Annotated in this window: 11 protein-coding genes; 7 read left to right on the top strand and 4 right to left on the bottom strand. The window is 55.1% G+C overall.

Going from position 1 to position 14,721, the window contains the following annotated elements; genetic code table 11:
- Positions 1 to 7: 7 nt before the first annotated feature.
- The 3 genes from lolA to lrp all read right to left on the bottom strand — a co-directional run bounded on the left by lolA (position 8) and on the right by lrp (position 5,434).
- On the bottom strand, positions 8 to 619 hold the full coding sequence (gene lolA, locus NBA72_RS18825; protein WP_001519746.1) for an outer membrane lipoprotein chaperone LolA: 612 nt from the start codon (positions 617 to 619) through the stop codon (positions 8 to 10).
- A 142-nt stretch (positions 620 to 761) separates the two neighbouring features.
- The gene (gene ftsK, locus NBA72_RS18820; protein ID WP_439005021.1) at positions 762 to 4,805 is read right to left on the bottom strand and encodes a DNA translocase FtsK; all 4,044 of its coding nucleotides are present in this window, start codon (positions 4,803 to 4,805) and stop codon (positions 762 to 764) included.
- A gap of 134 nt (positions 4,806 to 4,939) precedes the next feature.
- A complete protein-coding gene (lrp, locus tag NBA72_RS18815; RefSeq protein ID WP_000228469.1) occupies positions 4,940 to 5,434 on the bottom strand; it encodes a leucine-responsive transcriptional regulator Lrp in 495 nt (164 codons plus the stop codon).
- 545 nt (positions 5,435 to 5,979) lie between these two features.
- Between lrp and trxB the strand changes: the two genes are divergently transcribed.
- From trxB to infA, 5 genes are all read left to right on the top strand, one after another.
- Positions 5,980 to 6,948 carry a thioredoxin-disulfide reductase gene (gene trxB, locus NBA72_RS18810; protein WP_000537407.1) on the top strand — a complete coding sequence of 323 codons (969 nt, stop codon included), beginning with the start codon at positions 5,980 to 5,982 and terminating at the stop codon, positions 6,946 to 6,948.
- A gap of 113 nt (positions 6,949 to 7,061) precedes the next feature.
- Positions 7,062 to 8,828 carry a heme ABC transporter permease/ATP-binding protein CydD gene (gene cydD, locus NBA72_RS18805; protein WP_001044541.1) on the top strand — a complete coding sequence of 589 codons (1,767 nt, stop codon included), beginning with the start codon at positions 7,062 to 7,064 and terminating at the stop codon, positions 8,826 to 8,828.
- Positions 8,829 to 10,550 carry a heme ABC transporter ATP-binding protein/permease CydC gene (cydC, locus tag NBA72_RS18800; protein ID WP_001202257.1) on the top strand — a complete coding sequence of 574 codons (1,722 nt, stop codon included), beginning with the start codon at positions 8,829 to 8,831 and terminating at the stop codon, positions 10,548 to 10,550. It abuts the gene before it with no gap.
- Positions 10,551 to 10,594: 44 nt separating this feature from the next.
- Positions 10,595 to 11,299: a leucyl/phenylalanyl-tRNA--protein transferase gene (aat, locus tag NBA72_RS18795; RefSeq protein ID WP_001241644.1), complete on the top strand. Its 705-nt coding sequence runs from the start codon at positions 10,595 to 10,597 to the stop codon at positions 11,297 to 11,299.
- A gap of 311 nt (positions 11,300 to 11,610) precedes the next feature.
- Positions 11,611 to 11,829 (top strand): translation initiation factor IF-1, encoded by a 219-nt coding sequence (infA, locus tag NBA72_RS18790; RefSeq protein ID WP_001040187.1) that lies wholly within the window; start codon positions 11,611 to 11,613, stop codon positions 11,827 to 11,829.
- A 90-nt stretch (positions 11,830 to 11,919) separates the two neighbouring features.
- Here the strand turns inward: infA and NBA72_RS18785 are convergent, their stop codons facing one another.
- Positions 11,920 to 12,831 carry a LysR family transcriptional regulator gene (locus NBA72_RS18785; RefSeq protein WP_000597928.1) on the bottom strand — a complete coding sequence of 304 codons (912 nt, stop codon included), beginning with the start codon at positions 12,829 to 12,831 and terminating at the stop codon, positions 11,920 to 11,922.
- Between the two features lie 108 nt (positions 12,832 to 12,939).
- On the opposite strand from NBA72_RS18785, the gene NBA72_RS18780 reads away from it, so the two are divergent.
- Both NBA72_RS18780 and NBA72_RS18775 read left to right on the top strand, forming a co-directional pair.
- Positions 12,940 to 13,800, top strand: coding sequence for a pirin family protein (locus tag NBA72_RS18780; protein ID WP_000809969.1), 861 nt, complete (start codon positions 12,940 to 12,942; stop codon positions 13,798 to 13,800).
- A 19-nt stretch (positions 13,801 to 13,819) separates the two neighbouring features.
- Positions 13,820 to 14,497, top strand: coding sequence for a hydrolase (locus NBA72_RS18775; RefSeq protein WP_000097893.1), 678 nt, complete (start codon positions 13,820 to 13,822; stop codon positions 14,495 to 14,497).
- The last annotated feature ends 224 nt before the right edge of the window (positions 14,498 to 14,721 follow it).

The raw sequence follows: 14,721 nt of genomic DNA, 5'->3' as shown, positions 1-14,721 counted from the left end.
ATCGCCTCTACTTACGTTGGTCATCTATCGTTACCCCTTGCGGCGGAGTAAACGTAAATTTTGACGGATCAACAGCGCCGTTTTGCTGGGATTTTAGCTGATAGGCGCTACGCTGATCGTCTTGTTCTACGGCGCTAAACTGGTGGATAGTCCCGTCGCGTCCCACATTGATGGTGAACTGTTTCAGATTGCCGTTGCTGGCTTTCGGCGTCAGCACAAAATTATCGCCATCCTGCTTAATATTATACTGCTGCCAGTCGCTGGCCTGGTTGCGGGCAATCAGCATAAACGGTGTATTTCCGGTGGCATCTTTCAACCACGTGGCGGTAGCCTGTTCTACAAACGGGTTATAGAACCATAACGTTTTGCCGTCAGAAACCAGAATACTCTCGTCAGGTTGCGTCATATGCCAGTTGAATAGATTTGGCCGCTTAACCCATAAATCACCCTGTCCCTCCTGCACCGCGGCACCGCTGCCATCGGTGACTTTTTGAGTAAAGGTGGCATGAAAGCTGCTCACTTTATCCAGACGGCTTTTCAGAGAGCTGGCGGCGTCAGCCCATACGCTGCTGGCTACAACGCTTGAAAGTAATGCACAGGCGATTGCCATTTTTTTCATCATTATTCCTCAGGTTTCGACACTCCCGACCAGGAGCTCCTTTTGCTTTCTATTCCAGGCCAAAAATCAGCATGAGGAAAGAAGAAAATACTGAATTTTGTTGCCGGATGGCAGCCTGCACAGCGCCATCCGGCTTACAGGTTTACTCAAAAGGCGGCGGAGCCAGCACTTCACGATTACCGTTATGCCCCTGAGCGCTGACAATACCCTGCGCTTCCATCTGTTCGATAATACGCGCCGCACGGTTATAGCCGATGCGGAACTGACGCTGAACGCCGGAAATGGACGCTTTACGCTTCTGGGTGACGAAATTAACGGCCTGATCGAATAGCGCATCTAATTCTTCGCCGCCGTCAAAACCGCCACCGCCACCTTCGCTTTCGCTGTCGGAGGTAATGCCATCCACATATTGCGGACGACCGCGCGCTTTCCAGTCCTGCACCACCGCATGGACTTCCTGGTCACGCACAAACGCCCCATGGACACGTACCGGCATAGTTGAGTTTGGTCCGGAATAGAGCATGTCCCCCATTCCCAATAGCGACTCAGCGCCACCCTGATCAAGAATGGTGCGGGAGTCGATCTTACTGGATACGGTAAAAGCGATACGGGTTGGTATGTTGGCTTTAATTAAACCAGTAATCACATCGACCGACGGACGCTGCGTCGCCAGTACCAGGTGAATCCCCGCGGCGCGCGCTTTCTGCGCCAGACGCGCGATCAACTCTTCAACTTTTTTACCGACGGTCATCATCAGGTCGGCAAATTCATCAACCAGTACCACGATATACGGGAGTTTTTCCAGAACCGGATGCTGAACATCCATACTGTCGCCCGGCTTCCAGTACGGGTCCGGAATCGGGCGTCCCATGCGGGCCGCTTCGGCGATTTTCTCGTTATACCCAGCCAGATTACGCACGCCGAGCGCGGACATCAGCTTATAGCGACGCTCCATCTCATTGACGCTCCAGCGTAACGCGTTAGCCGCGTCTTTCATGTCGGTAACAACTTCCGTCAGCAGATGCGGTATACCTTCATAGACAGAGAGTTCTAACATTTTCGGGTCGATCATGATAAAGCGAACGTCTTCCGGCTGCGCTTTATACAGCATACTGAGGATCATGGCGTTAACCCCGACCGACTTACCGGAACCGGTCGTACCGGCCACCAGCAGGTGAGGCATTTTCGCCAGATCCGCCACTACCGGATCGCCCGCGATATCCTTACCTAACACCACGGTAAGCGGCGACGGATTCTCGCGGAATTTGGCGTTATCCAACACTTCGCGCAGATAAACGGTTTGCCGTTTCTTGTTCGGCAATTCCAACCCTACGTAAGGTTTGCCTGGAATGACTTCCACAACGCGTACGGCTACCGTTGACAATGAGCGCGCCAGATCCCGGGAAAGGTTGGAGATACGCGCTGCTTTAACGCCCGGGGCCAGATTCAGTTCAAAGCGAGTAATGACCGGGCCTGGCGAATAGTTCACCACATCAGCTTTAATGCGGAAATCCGCCAGGCGCGCTTCAACCAGACGCGCCATTTGTTCCAGCGCAAAGGTATCTACCGGTTCAACTTCGCTCGGCGGCGGCGTCAGAAGATCTAACGAAGGCAGCGGCGTCGTCGGACGCTGTAATGGACGACTATCGCCGTTACGCATCAACAGCGGGTGGATCAGGCTGTCTTGCGGCGCTGTCGGCTGTTGCGGCTGCTGATACTGCGGCTGCGGCGCTACCGGCTGCTGCGGCTGCTGATACTGCGGTTGCGGCGCTACCGGCTGTTGCGGCTGCTGATATTGCGGCTGCGGCGCTACCGGCTGCTGCGACTGCTGATACTGCGGCTGCGGCGCTACCGGCTGTTGCGGCTGCTGATACTGCGGCTGCGGTGCTACCGGCTGCTGCGGCTGCTGATACTGCGGCTGCGGTGCTACCGGCTGCTGCGACTGCTGGTACTGTGGCTGAGGCTGCGGCGCTACCGGTTGCTGAACAGGCGTTGACTCGGGCATGACACCCGGCGTGAACAGCGGTTCGTGCGGACCTTCATCAACCAATACTTTCATTGGCGAGAAATCCAGATCGTCCAGTGAGAACGGCTGCGCGCCAGCGGGTTGCTCGCCGGAATAGCGCTGCTGTTGCGAAGCGGCAAACTGGCGGGCTAATTCAGCTTCCGCAGCGGTATCGTCATCTTCTGCCTGTTGAGTATCATGCTGATACGTCTCACCATAACGATGCTGCTGCGACTGCGCAAACTGACGGGCTAACTCGTCCTGATGCATTGCATCTATTTCTTCATCGGTTAGCTGCGCGCCCGTCTCGTACTGATTGCGCTCCGCCTCGCGGGCTTTTTCTTCTGCAATCCTCTGTGACGGCAGCTTAATACCGTACGATGCCAGTTCCCGTCGGGTCGGCACGCGAACGCGGTTCGGACGCGGCAGTTGCGGACCAATCCCCTCTTTCACCTGCGGACGCGGCGCGCCGCCGGTAGCCAGACTAAATGCAGGCGCAGCGGCCGCGGCGCCTGCTGCCAGGGCGCCACTCTTAATACCTGCGTCAAGCGACGCGGCGGCGGCTACCGCTTCCACTGGCGGTATGGACGGCGCGACAGATACCGTAGGTTTGACCGGCACGTTCTCTTTTACCGGCTCCGGAATCGGTTGATACCATGCCGCCAGTTGTTCGCGCTCACGGGCGCGTTTCTCTTCCACCTCTTCAAAATAGTAAAGCGGAGGACGGGCGGGTCTGGTCTCTTCTGTGTCAGGTTCAGGCTCGGTGGCAACCGGCTGTTCGATAACCGGCGGCGGCATGTGAGAAGGTTCAGCCGCTATCGGCTCCGGCTGATAAACCGGCTCCGGCTGATGGGTCGGCTCCGGCTGCCAGTGTTGTTCGGCATCCGGCGCCTGCCATTGCGGCTGTGTTTCCTGTGGCGCAAGAGAGTCATATTCTGCTGCGGTCGCTGGCGTCGCGGCGTATTGCGGCGCGGAAGCGACAGGCACAGGTTGCTGCCACGGCGCACTTTGCGCCTCTTGCGGTTGAGCATATTGCGGATGCGGCTGATACCCCTCCGGCGCAGGCGCGATAACCGGTTCGCCGGTTTGCGGCCCCGGTACGGGCTGCCACTCCACGGTCGGTTGCGCGACAACCGGCTCAGCCCCAGGCATGGGCGGCGTTTGCATTATGGGATCGGCGGACGCTGCCCACGTCTGGGTGACGGCAGTTGCAGCCGCAGCGGCGGCGACCGGTTCAGTGACAGAATGGCCGTTTAACAGCGGATCATATTCATCATATTCCGGCTGCGTCGCACGGTTGCCCGAAAACAGAACGTCGTCGGGATCGGCAGCGACGCCGCGCGCGCTATACTGAATGTCCTCGTCATCATCCATCCGTTTGCCGGAAAAGAGCGCGGCATCGGTCTGACGGCCCCGTGGATTGCTGAATTTTTCAGCCAGTCGCTTACGACGCGCCAACGCGCCGCGCAAAATACGCGCCCGGCGAGATTCACGCTGCACGCCGTCGGTTTCTTCATCGTATTCGTCATCATACTCTTCGTCGTCAACCCACGTATCATCACGCCGGGTACGGTTGCTGGCGAAGGTCAGTATATTAAGCAGCCAGCCGCCTAATTTTTCGGCGATACTAACCCAGGACCAACCGGTAAAGAGCGTCAGCCCGGCAGCCCAAATACAGAGAAGCATTATCGTTCCGCCGCTACTATGCAACAACGGCTGCAGCGTGGTGCTTAACAGGCTGCCAATTACGCCGCCGGAGGCGAAATACCAGATATCGTCGGCATTAATGGCCGCCAGACCGCAGGAAGTGAGAATCAGCGCCAGCACGCCGATAAGGCGTAGCGACACAGCAAAATAGTCGATGTAATCATCCGTAGACTGATGACGCCACGCAAACCAACACCCGCCGACAATAATGACAGGGATGGTGTAGGCCATTACGCCAAAAATAAAGAACAGTGTATCGGCCAGCCACGCGCCCGGCGCGCCGCCTAAATTATGGATGGGTTCATGCCAGGCGGTTTGCGACCAACTGGGGTCCGAAGGGTTAAAGCTCAACAAGGCCGCCATCAACCAGACGGCAAAAAGGGCAATAAGTATCAACAACGCTTCCAGAAGTCGGCGCCCGCTGCTTAACTTCGTCAATGTGACGTCTTTGTCTTCAGTATATTCCTGGCTCAAAAAAGGCTCTCCAGGTTCCAGGCTTTTCCCGCCCGATGCTAAAACGGACAACAGCACCGGGTTGCCCCGGCACTGTTGCTGTATGGATTAACAGGAGTGTAATCAAACTACAGCGATTTTGCACCTGTTCCGTGTTAGCGTGTCTTAATAACCAGACGATTACTCTGTTTTACCTCTTCCATCACTACGTAAGTTCGGGTGTCGTTCACACCTGGCAAGCGCAGCAACGTCTCTCCCAATAGTTTTCGATACGCTGACATATCCGGTACACGGGTTTTCAACAGGTAGTCGAAATCGCCGGAAACCAAATGACACTCCTGAATCTCTTCAAGCTTTTGCACGGCGGCATTAAACTGTTCAAACACATCCGGCGCGCCGCGATTTAAGGTAATCTCAACGAATACCAGAAGTGACGCATCCAGATAATGCGGGTTCAACAGCGCCGTATAGCCCTGGATAAACCCCTGTCGCTCCAGCCGACGCACACGCTCAAGGCAAGGTGTCGGCGAAAGTCCTACTCGTTTAGAAAGCTCGACGTTGGAAATACGCCCATCCTTTTGCAGTTCATTAAGAATGTTACGATCGATACGGTCGAGATCTTTGCCAGGGCGCTTCTTGCTATCTACCATTATTATTGTCTCTCTGTATTCCTTCCCTACTCCTGCCTGACTCTACTCACATCACTGTTCAGAGTCGCTGCCCATCACAATAGACCGAAACCCAGAGGGATTAACGGCGCGCAATGCCTGGTCTATGGTGAGAAGACCGTTGCCTCGCGGCAGCTATCGACATCACGAATGGCGTCTGTCCACGCCATGCGTAGATTTCACTAGCCCGGTAAACATGGTATTTACATGCATGATTATGCAGCACATACATAACACAGTTTTTTCTTCCTCGAATGTTTTCGCAAAACAGCAGGTGATTGTCAAAGCAAAACATCGATTTTTAGTACAACATGCCAGTTATTCATTAGAGAGGGCGGTAAACTGTCATTTCGTCACCTTATAAGTTACCGATTTTAATTAAAGTTTGTGATGATAACGTCGCTGTCGCGGTCGTTCATCGGTTCATGCTATTACACATATTGTTAACAAAATCGTTATGCTCTTTTTTTACGTCTGTAAATTCCCTACAATTCTGCTCATTGTCTGCCAACAACTATGGGGATCTCATGGGCACGACCAAACACAGTAAGCTGCTTATTCTGGGCTCAGGACCGGCGGGATATACCGCGGCGGTGTATGCCGCGCGCGCAAATTTACAGCCGGTACTTATTACCGGTATGGAAAAAGGCGGTCAACTGACTACCACGACGGAAGTGGAAAACTGGCCCGGCGATCCAAACGATTTGACCGGCCCGCTGCTAATGGAACGCATGCATGAACATGCGGCAAAATTTGAAACCGAGATAATTTTTGATCACATCAACAACGTGGATCTGCAAAATCGTCCGTTCCGTCTGACAGGTGACAGCGCAGAGTACACTTGTGATGCGTTGATCATTGCGACCGGCGCTTCCGCGCGCTATCTGGGGCTGCCATCGGAAGAAGCCTTTAAAGGGCGCGGCGTTTCCGCCTGCGCAACCTGCGACGGTTTCTTCTACCGCAATCAGAAAGTGGCGGTGATCGGCGGCGGCAACACCGCGGTTGAAGAAGCGCTTTATCTGTCCAACATCGCTTCGGAAGTGCACCTTATCCATCGCCGTGACGGTTTCCGCGCTGAAAAAATCCTCATTAAGCGCCTGATGGATAAAGTCGAAAATGGCAATATCATTCTGCACACCAACCGGACGCTGGAAGAAGTGACCGGCGATCAGATGGGCGTCACCGGTCTGCGTCTTCGCGACACGCAGCAGAGCGATAATATCGAGACGCTGGACATCGCCGGACTTTTCGTAGCCATCGGTCATAGCCCAAACACGGCGCTCTTCGAAGGCCAGCTTGAGCTGGAAAATGGTTATATCAAAGTTCAGTCCGGCACCCATGGCAACGCCACACAAACCAGCATCCCTGGCGTATTCGCGGCGGGTGACGTTATGGATCATATTTACCGTCAGGCGATCACCTCTGCAGGTACGGGCTGTATGGCGGCGCTGGATGCTGAACGCTATCTCGATGGTCTGGCCGACGCGAGCAAATAGTTTTTACAAATCAGTAACAAAAGTAAAAAAGGCGACTATAAGTCGCCTTTATTTTTGCGTCGTTGTAACATTGCCCTGCCTGAAATTCCAATAACTCACCTGCTAAGCGTGCAATGAATAAAACCCGTCAAAAAGAGCTGACCCGCTGGTTAAAACAGCAAAGCGTAATCTCCCAACGGTGGTTGAATATTTCCCGCCTGTTGGGATTCATGAGTGGCGTATTAATTGTCGCTCAGGCCTGGATCATGGCGCGTATCCTGCAACATATGATCATGGAGAACATTCCACGGGAAGCGCTGTTGCTCCCTTTTATCCTGCTGATACTGGTCTTTGTCCTCCGCGCCTGGGTGGTGTGGTTGCGCGAGCGCGTCGGTTTTCATGCCGGACAGCATATTCGCTTTGAGATCCGCCGTCAGGTGTTGGATCGTCTGCAGCAAGCCGGCCCAGCCTGGATTCAGGGCAAGCCCGCCGGTAGCTGGGCGACGCTGGTGTTGGAGCAGATTGACGATATGCATGACTATTATGCGCGCTATCTGCCGCAAATGGCGCTTGCCGTTTGCGTACCGCTCTTAATCGTGGCGGCGATTTTCCCGTCAAATTGGGCGGCGGCGCTGATTCTGCTGGGCACCGCCCCGCTCATTCCCCTATTTATGGCGATGGTAGGAATGGGCGCGGCTGACGCCAACCGCCGCAATTTCCTGGCGCTTGCCCGGCTAAGCGGCCATTTTCTTGACCGTCTGCGCGGGATGGAAACGCTGCGAATTTTCGGTCGTGGAGAAGCGGAAACCGAGAGCATTCGCGCAGCATCGCAGGATTTTCGTCAGCGCACGATGGAAGTACTGCGCCTCGCCTTTTTATCTTCCGGCGTGCTGGAATTTTTCACCTCGCTTTCTATTGCGCTGGTCGCCGTTTATTTTGGCTTCTCTTACCTGGGCGAGCTGAACTTTGGTCATTACGGTACCGGCGTGACGCTCGCCGCCGGGTTCCTCGCCTTGATCCTCGCGCCGGAGTTTTTCCAGCCATTACGCGACCTCGGCACGTTTTATCATGCTAAGGCGCAGGCGGTTGGCGCGGCGGATAGTCTGAAGACGTTTCTGGAAACGCCCCTCGCCCACCCGGCGCGCGGCGAAGTTGAGCTGGCAGAAAACGAACCTGTAACCATTGACGCAGTCAATCTTATTATCACCTCGCCAGAAGGCAAAACGCTTGCCGGGCCGCTGAATTTCTCATTAGCGGCAGGAGAACGCGCCGTCCTGGTAGGACGCAGCGGTTCCGGTAAAAGCTCTCTGTTGAATGTATTATCCGGTTTTCTCTCCTATCAGGGATCTTTGCGTATTAACGGTGTCGAGCTTCGCGATCTCTCGCCGGAATCCTGGCGCCAGCATCTCTCCTGGGTCGGACAAAACCCGCAATTACCTGCGGCGACGCTACGCGAAAATGTATTACTGGCGCGCCCGGACGCCAGCGAGCAGGAACTTTATGCCGCGCTTGACGCCGCATGGGTAAGCGAGTTTTTACCGCTGCTGCCGCAGGGAGTAGACACCCCGCTCGGCAATCATGCCAGCAGACTTTCCGTCGGCCAGGCACAGCGTGTAGCGGTCGCCCGTGCGCTACTTAATCCCTGTCAACTGCTACTGCTGGATGAACCAGCGGCAAGCCTGGACGCTCACAGTGAGCAACGCGTCATGCAGGCGTTAAAAGCGGCGTCAAAACGCCAGACCACATTAATGGTGACGCATCAGTTGGAAGATCTCGCCGACTGGGACGCTATCTGGGTTATGCAAGATGGCGCGATTGTCGAACAAGGCAGTTATGCCGAACTCAGCGCCGCCAACGGCGCTTTTGCGACGTTATTGGCTCACCGTCAGGAGGATATTTAAATGCGCGCGCTACTCCCTTATCTGACGCTTTATAAACGCCATAAATGGATGCTAACGCTGGGAATTGCGCTGGCAATCCTGACCCTGCTTGCCAGTATCGGGCTGCTGACGCTTTCCGGCTGGTTCCTGTCCGCGTCCGCTATCGCAGGCTTCGCGGGAATTTACAGTTTTAACTATATGCTCCCGGCAGCCGGCGTGCGCGGTGCGGCCATCACCCGTACCGCTGGTCGTTATTTTGAACGTCTGGTAAGTCATGACGCCACGTTCCGCGTGCTGCAACATCTGCGTATTTATACCTTCAGCAAACTTTTACCGCTCTCCCCCGCGGGTCTGGCGCGTTATCAGCAAGGTGAACTGCTGAACCGCATCGTTGCCGACGTCGACACGCTGGACCATCTCTATTTGCGCGTCATCTCCCCGCTGGTCGGCGCTTTTGTAGTGATTATGATTGTCACCCTGGGGCTTAGCGTTCTCGACGTGACGCTGGCGATCACGCTGGGCGGCATTATGCTGTTGACGCTGTTTATTATGCCGCCGGTGTTTTATCGCGCCGGCAAAAATACCGGCCAAAATCTGACGCATCTACGCGGTCAGTATCGCCAACAGCTCACGTCATGGTTACAGGGCCAGGCGGAACTCACCATTTTTGGCGCCAGCAAACGCTATCGGGCGCAAATGGAAGCCACCGAATTACAATGGCATGAGGCCCAACGCCGACAGTCTGAACTGACCGCCTTATCGCAGGCGTTAATGCTGCTGATTGGCGCGCTGGCGGTGATGTTAATGTTGTGGATGGCCTCCGGCGGCGTTGGCGGCAATACGCAGCCCGGCGCGCTCATCGCGCTGTTTGTCTTCTGCGCGCTGGCGGCTTTCGAGGCGCTTGCGCCCGTTACCGGCGCATTCCAGCATCTGGGGCAGGTTATCGCCTCTGCGCTTCGTATCACTGAATTAACGGAGCAAAAACCGGAGGTGACCTTTCCACAGGCAGAAACTCCCGCGCCGGAAAAGGTCACACTCACCCTGCGGGACGTTTCGTTTCGTTATCCCGACCAGCCGATTAATGCGCTCAATGCCCTCTCATTACAGGCTAATCCTGGCGAGCATGTCGCTATTCTGGGGCGTACCGGCTGCGGAAAATCAACGCTGTTGCAGCTACTCACCCGCGCCTGGGACCCGCAACAAGGCGAAATTCTGCTCAACGATCTTCCGCTATCCTCGTTGAGCGAATCCGCCTTACGCCGGACTATCAGCGTGGTGCCGCAGCGTGTCCACCTGTTCAGCGCCACACTGCGTGATAATTTATTACTGGCGGCGCCCAATGCCAGCGACGAAGCCCTTTCCGACATGCTGCGTCGCGTCGGCCTCGAAAATCTGCTCGAAGATAGTGGGCTTAATAGCTGGCTCGGCGAAGGCGGTCGCCTGCTATCCGGCGGCGAACTTCGTCGTCTGGCCATCGCCCGCGCGCTGTTGCATGATGCTCCGTTAATGCTGTTGGATGAGCCCACTGAGGGGCTGGATGCGACCACCGAGAGCGAAATGCTGGAATTACTTGCCGATGTGATGCGCGAGAAAACCGTCCTGATGGTGACTCACCGTTTGCGCGGCCTGGCCCGTTTTGATCAAATCATCGTAATGGACGACGGGCGCATCATTGAGCGAGGCACTCATGCAGAATTGTTAGCCGGACAAGGGCGCTATTATCAGTTTAAACAACGTCTGTAAGCTATTATTGAACGATCCGACTTGCGTACTGGAGTTTCGCCGTCATGCGTCTGGTTCAGCTTTCCCGACATTCTATCGCCTTCCCTTCGCCGGAAGGCGCTTTACGCGAGCCTAACGGTTTACTGGCGCTGGGTGGCGATCTCAGCCCTGCCCGGTTGTTAATGGCCTACCAGCACGGGATTTTCCCGTGGTTTTCGCCGGGCGACCCGATTCTGTGGTGGTCGCCCGATCCGCGCGCCGTGCTGTGGCCTGAAAAGTTTCACCTCAGTCGCAGCATGAAGCGCTTTCACAACGCATCCCCTTACCGCGTGACGCTCAATTACGCTTTCGATCGGGTCATTGATGGATGCGCCAATCACCGTGACGAAGGCACCTGGATAACGCGTGGTATTGAGGAAGCCTATCGCCGATTACATGAATTGGGCCACGCGCACTCCATTGAAGTGTGGCGCGATCAGGAACTGGTCGGCGGGATGTATGGCGTCTCGCAGGGGGCGCTGTTTTGCGGCGAATCGATGTTTAGCCGCCAGGAGAATGCCTCTAAAACCGCACTGCTGGTTTTTTGCGCTGAATTTACCCGTCACGGCGGTAAACTTATTGATTGTCAGGTACTTAATAGTCATACCGCCTCGCTCGGTGCCATTGAAATTCCACGTCGTGACTACCTCGATCACCTCGCGGCCTTACGCCAACAGCCGCTGGCCTCCCGTTTTTGGGTGCCGCGGACATTATTTTTGCCCCGGAAGTGAATGTTTTCGGCACATTTTTTATTGGGGTGTTATAATTGCTGCCGCAGAATTGGTTTAGCTCATTATCCCGCAGCCCGTTGTCAGGTAACGCCCATCGTTTATTTCACCGTTCCCTTATATGTTGCGCTTATGTCGATACATCAGGCGGTAGTATCAGGGAAAAGGTGTATAACGCGGCGTTGTCGTGTGTCGCGGAATCATGTGCTAAACCTGGTTTGCTGTGTTTTAAACGCACAAATCTTTACTTATCAAAAGAAGTTCGGCATTATCTTGCCGGTTCAAATTATGGTAGTGATACCCCAGAGGATTAGATGGCCAAAGAAGACAATATTGAAATGCAAGGTACCGTTCTCGAAACGTTACCTAATACCATGTTCCGCGTAGAGTTAGAAAACGGTCACGTGGTTACTGCACACATCTCCGGTAAAATGCGTAAGAACTACATCCGCATCCTGACGGGCGACAAAGTGACCGTTGAGCTGACCCCGTACGACCTGAGCAAAGGCCGCATTGTCTTCCGTAGTCGCTAATTGTCTCCTCACGCCCTGAAGGGCGGCTGGATAAAAGGTCGGTTTAACCGGCCTTTTTTGCGTCCATTAAGTCGATGAATGACGAGCCGGTTACTCTTCCACCATCCGCGCATACTCTTCCGTCAAAAAATCGACCAACGCACGTACGGAAGGTAATAATCCTCGCCGGGATGGGAACACAGCATGAATAACCTCCCGCCGGGGCTCCCACTCTTCCAGCACCGCAACCAGTTCACCGGCGGCCAGTTGTTCTTTCACCATTAAGACAGGTAACTGCACAAGCCCCACGCCCGCCATCGCCGCCTCGCGTAGCGCCAACATGTCGGTGGTAATCATACGCGGGGTAAAATGGACTTCCGCACGCGCGCCCTGCGGGCCATAAAGTTCCCAGCGGTGGATATGCTTGCCGGATGCAAGACTTAGCCCTGGCCAATGGCTCAACTCCGCCGGCGCGGAAGGGATTCCCATCCGTGCGATAAGATCCGGGCTGGCAAACAGGCGATGCCCTCTGTCAGCCAGGACGCGCATCACCAGGTCGCTATCCTCAAACGGGCGCGGCCTGACGCGAATCGCCACATCCACCCCCTCCCCTACGACGTCCACCCGACGATTGGTTGCTTCAAGCTGTAGCGAAACATCAGGATAACGCGCCATAAATTTCGCCAGCATTGGGCCGATGTGTACATGCAGCAGCGTCACCGGGCAGGTCAGCTTCACGATACCGCGAGGTTCTACCTGCAATGCGGCAATGGCATCCTGCGCCGCCTGAGCTTCCACCAGCATCGCTTTACAGTGCTCATAGAATGTTTGTCCCACTTCGGTAACGTTAAACTGCCGGGTGGTTCGCTGAATCAATCGCACGCCCAGCCGTTCCTCCAGTTGCGCAATACGCCGGCTCAGTTTTGATTTTGGTTCATCAAGCGCACGCCCCGCCGCGGCAAACCCACCCTCTTCGACCACATGCACAAACCACGCAAAATCATTGAGATCCGTTTTTATCATTACATTGTCCTATTAATGGAACGGTATGAGCCATTTTAGCCACTACCGAACCTTTTGTCATGAATATAAGCTTATTCACATCAAGACAACGCCACTGAGGAGAACACCATGAAACAGATTACAGGCGTCTATACCGCACCTCGCCCGCACTGGGTTGGCGATGGATTTCCGGTTCGTTCACTCTTTTCTTATCAGTCACACGCGCAGCAGTTGAGTCCATTCCTGCTGCTGGATTATGCCGGGCCGCACACATTTACGCCGGGTAATGAAAAACGCGGCGTTGGAGAGCATCCACACCGCGGTTTCGAGACCGTGACGATTGTTTATAGTGGCGAAGTCGAGCATCGGGACTCTACCGGTCGCGGCGGCGTTATCGGCCCGGGCGACGTTCAGTGGATGACCGCAGGCGCAGGCATTTTGCATGAAGAATTCCATTCCGACGCGTTTACCCGTCGGGGCGGCGAACTGGAAATGGTGCAGTTGTGGGTTAACCTTCCAATGAAGGACAAAATGACCACCCCGGGTTATCAAAGCATTACCCACGATGTTATCCCGACCGTTACGTTGCCGGATGACGCCGGAGTCGTGCGGGTCATCGCAGGGCGTTATGAAGAGACAAAAGGCCCGGCGCACACTTTCTCGCCGCTCAATGTCTGGGATATGCGCCTGCAACGCAATCGCCAGCTTACATTGGCACAGCCGGAAGGATGGAGCACCGCGCTAGTGGTACTGAAAGGCAATATCACGGTGAACGGCACGACGCCGGTCAACGAAGCGCAACTGGTGGTGTTGAGCCAGCAAGGGAAAACGCTGCACCTTGAGGCCAGCAGCGACGCCAGCGTATTGCTGTTATCAGGCGAGCCGCTGAATGAACCGATTGTGGGTTACGGCCCATTTGTTATGAACACGAAACAAGAGATCGCAGAAGCAGTCCGCGATTTCAACTCCGGCCGTTTTGGCCAAATCTGAAAACATGAAGGAGAACACGATGTCAAGTCCTGCTAATTTTAATGGTTTGCGCCCGGTAATTGATGTTAACGATTCCGTGATGCTTTTAATCGATCATCAAAGCGGTCTTTTCCAGACCGTAGGCGATATGCCAATGCCGGAATTACGCGCTCGCGCCGCGGCGTTGGCGAAGATGGCGACGTTAGCGAAAATGCCGGTCATTACCACGGCTTCCGTACCGCAAGGTCCGAACGGCCCGCTGATCCCGGAGATCCACGCTAATGCGCCACATGCGCAGTACATTGCGCGCAAAGGTGAAATTAACGCCTGGGATAACGAAGATTTCGTTAAGGCGGTAAAAGCGACGGGTCGTAAGACGCTGATCATTGCCGGGACGATTACCAGCGTGTGCATGGCATTCCCGGCCATTAGCGCGGTAGCGGAAGGTTATAAGGTATTTGCCGTGATCGACGCATCCGGCACCTACAGTAAGATGGCGCAGGAGATCACTCTGGCGCGTATCGTACAGGCTGGCGTCGTACCGATGGATACTGCCGCAGTCGCCTCTGAGCTGCAAGGCACCTGGAACCGTGAAGACGCCGCCGCGTGGGCCGACGTTTATACTCAGGTATTCCCGGCCTATCAACTGCTGATCGAAAGCTACAGCAAAGCGCAGGATGTGGTGAAAAACAACGAAATGTTGGATTCACAGCGCTAATTTGCCTCCCCGCGCCAGTTTGGGCGGGGATTATGTCTATTGCATGAGCAAACGACAGTGAATATGTAAATTCTGCTTGACCGTTTTAGCGCAACTCCCTATAGTAGCGCCCCGTTGCCCCCCAAGTGGTCAGGCAGCAATACAATATGGTGAGGTGTCCGAGTGGCTGAAGGAGCACGCCTGGAAAGTGTGTATACGGCAACGTATCGGGGGTTCGAATCCCC

This window comes from Salmonella sp. NW1250, from assembly GCF_051812965.1.
In the GTDB taxonomy this organism is placed as follows: Bacteria; Pseudomonadota; Gammaproteobacteria; order Enterobacterales; family Enterobacteriaceae; genus Salmonella; species Salmonella enterica.
This window is presented reverse-complemented; position numbering and strand designations above follow the sequence as displayed.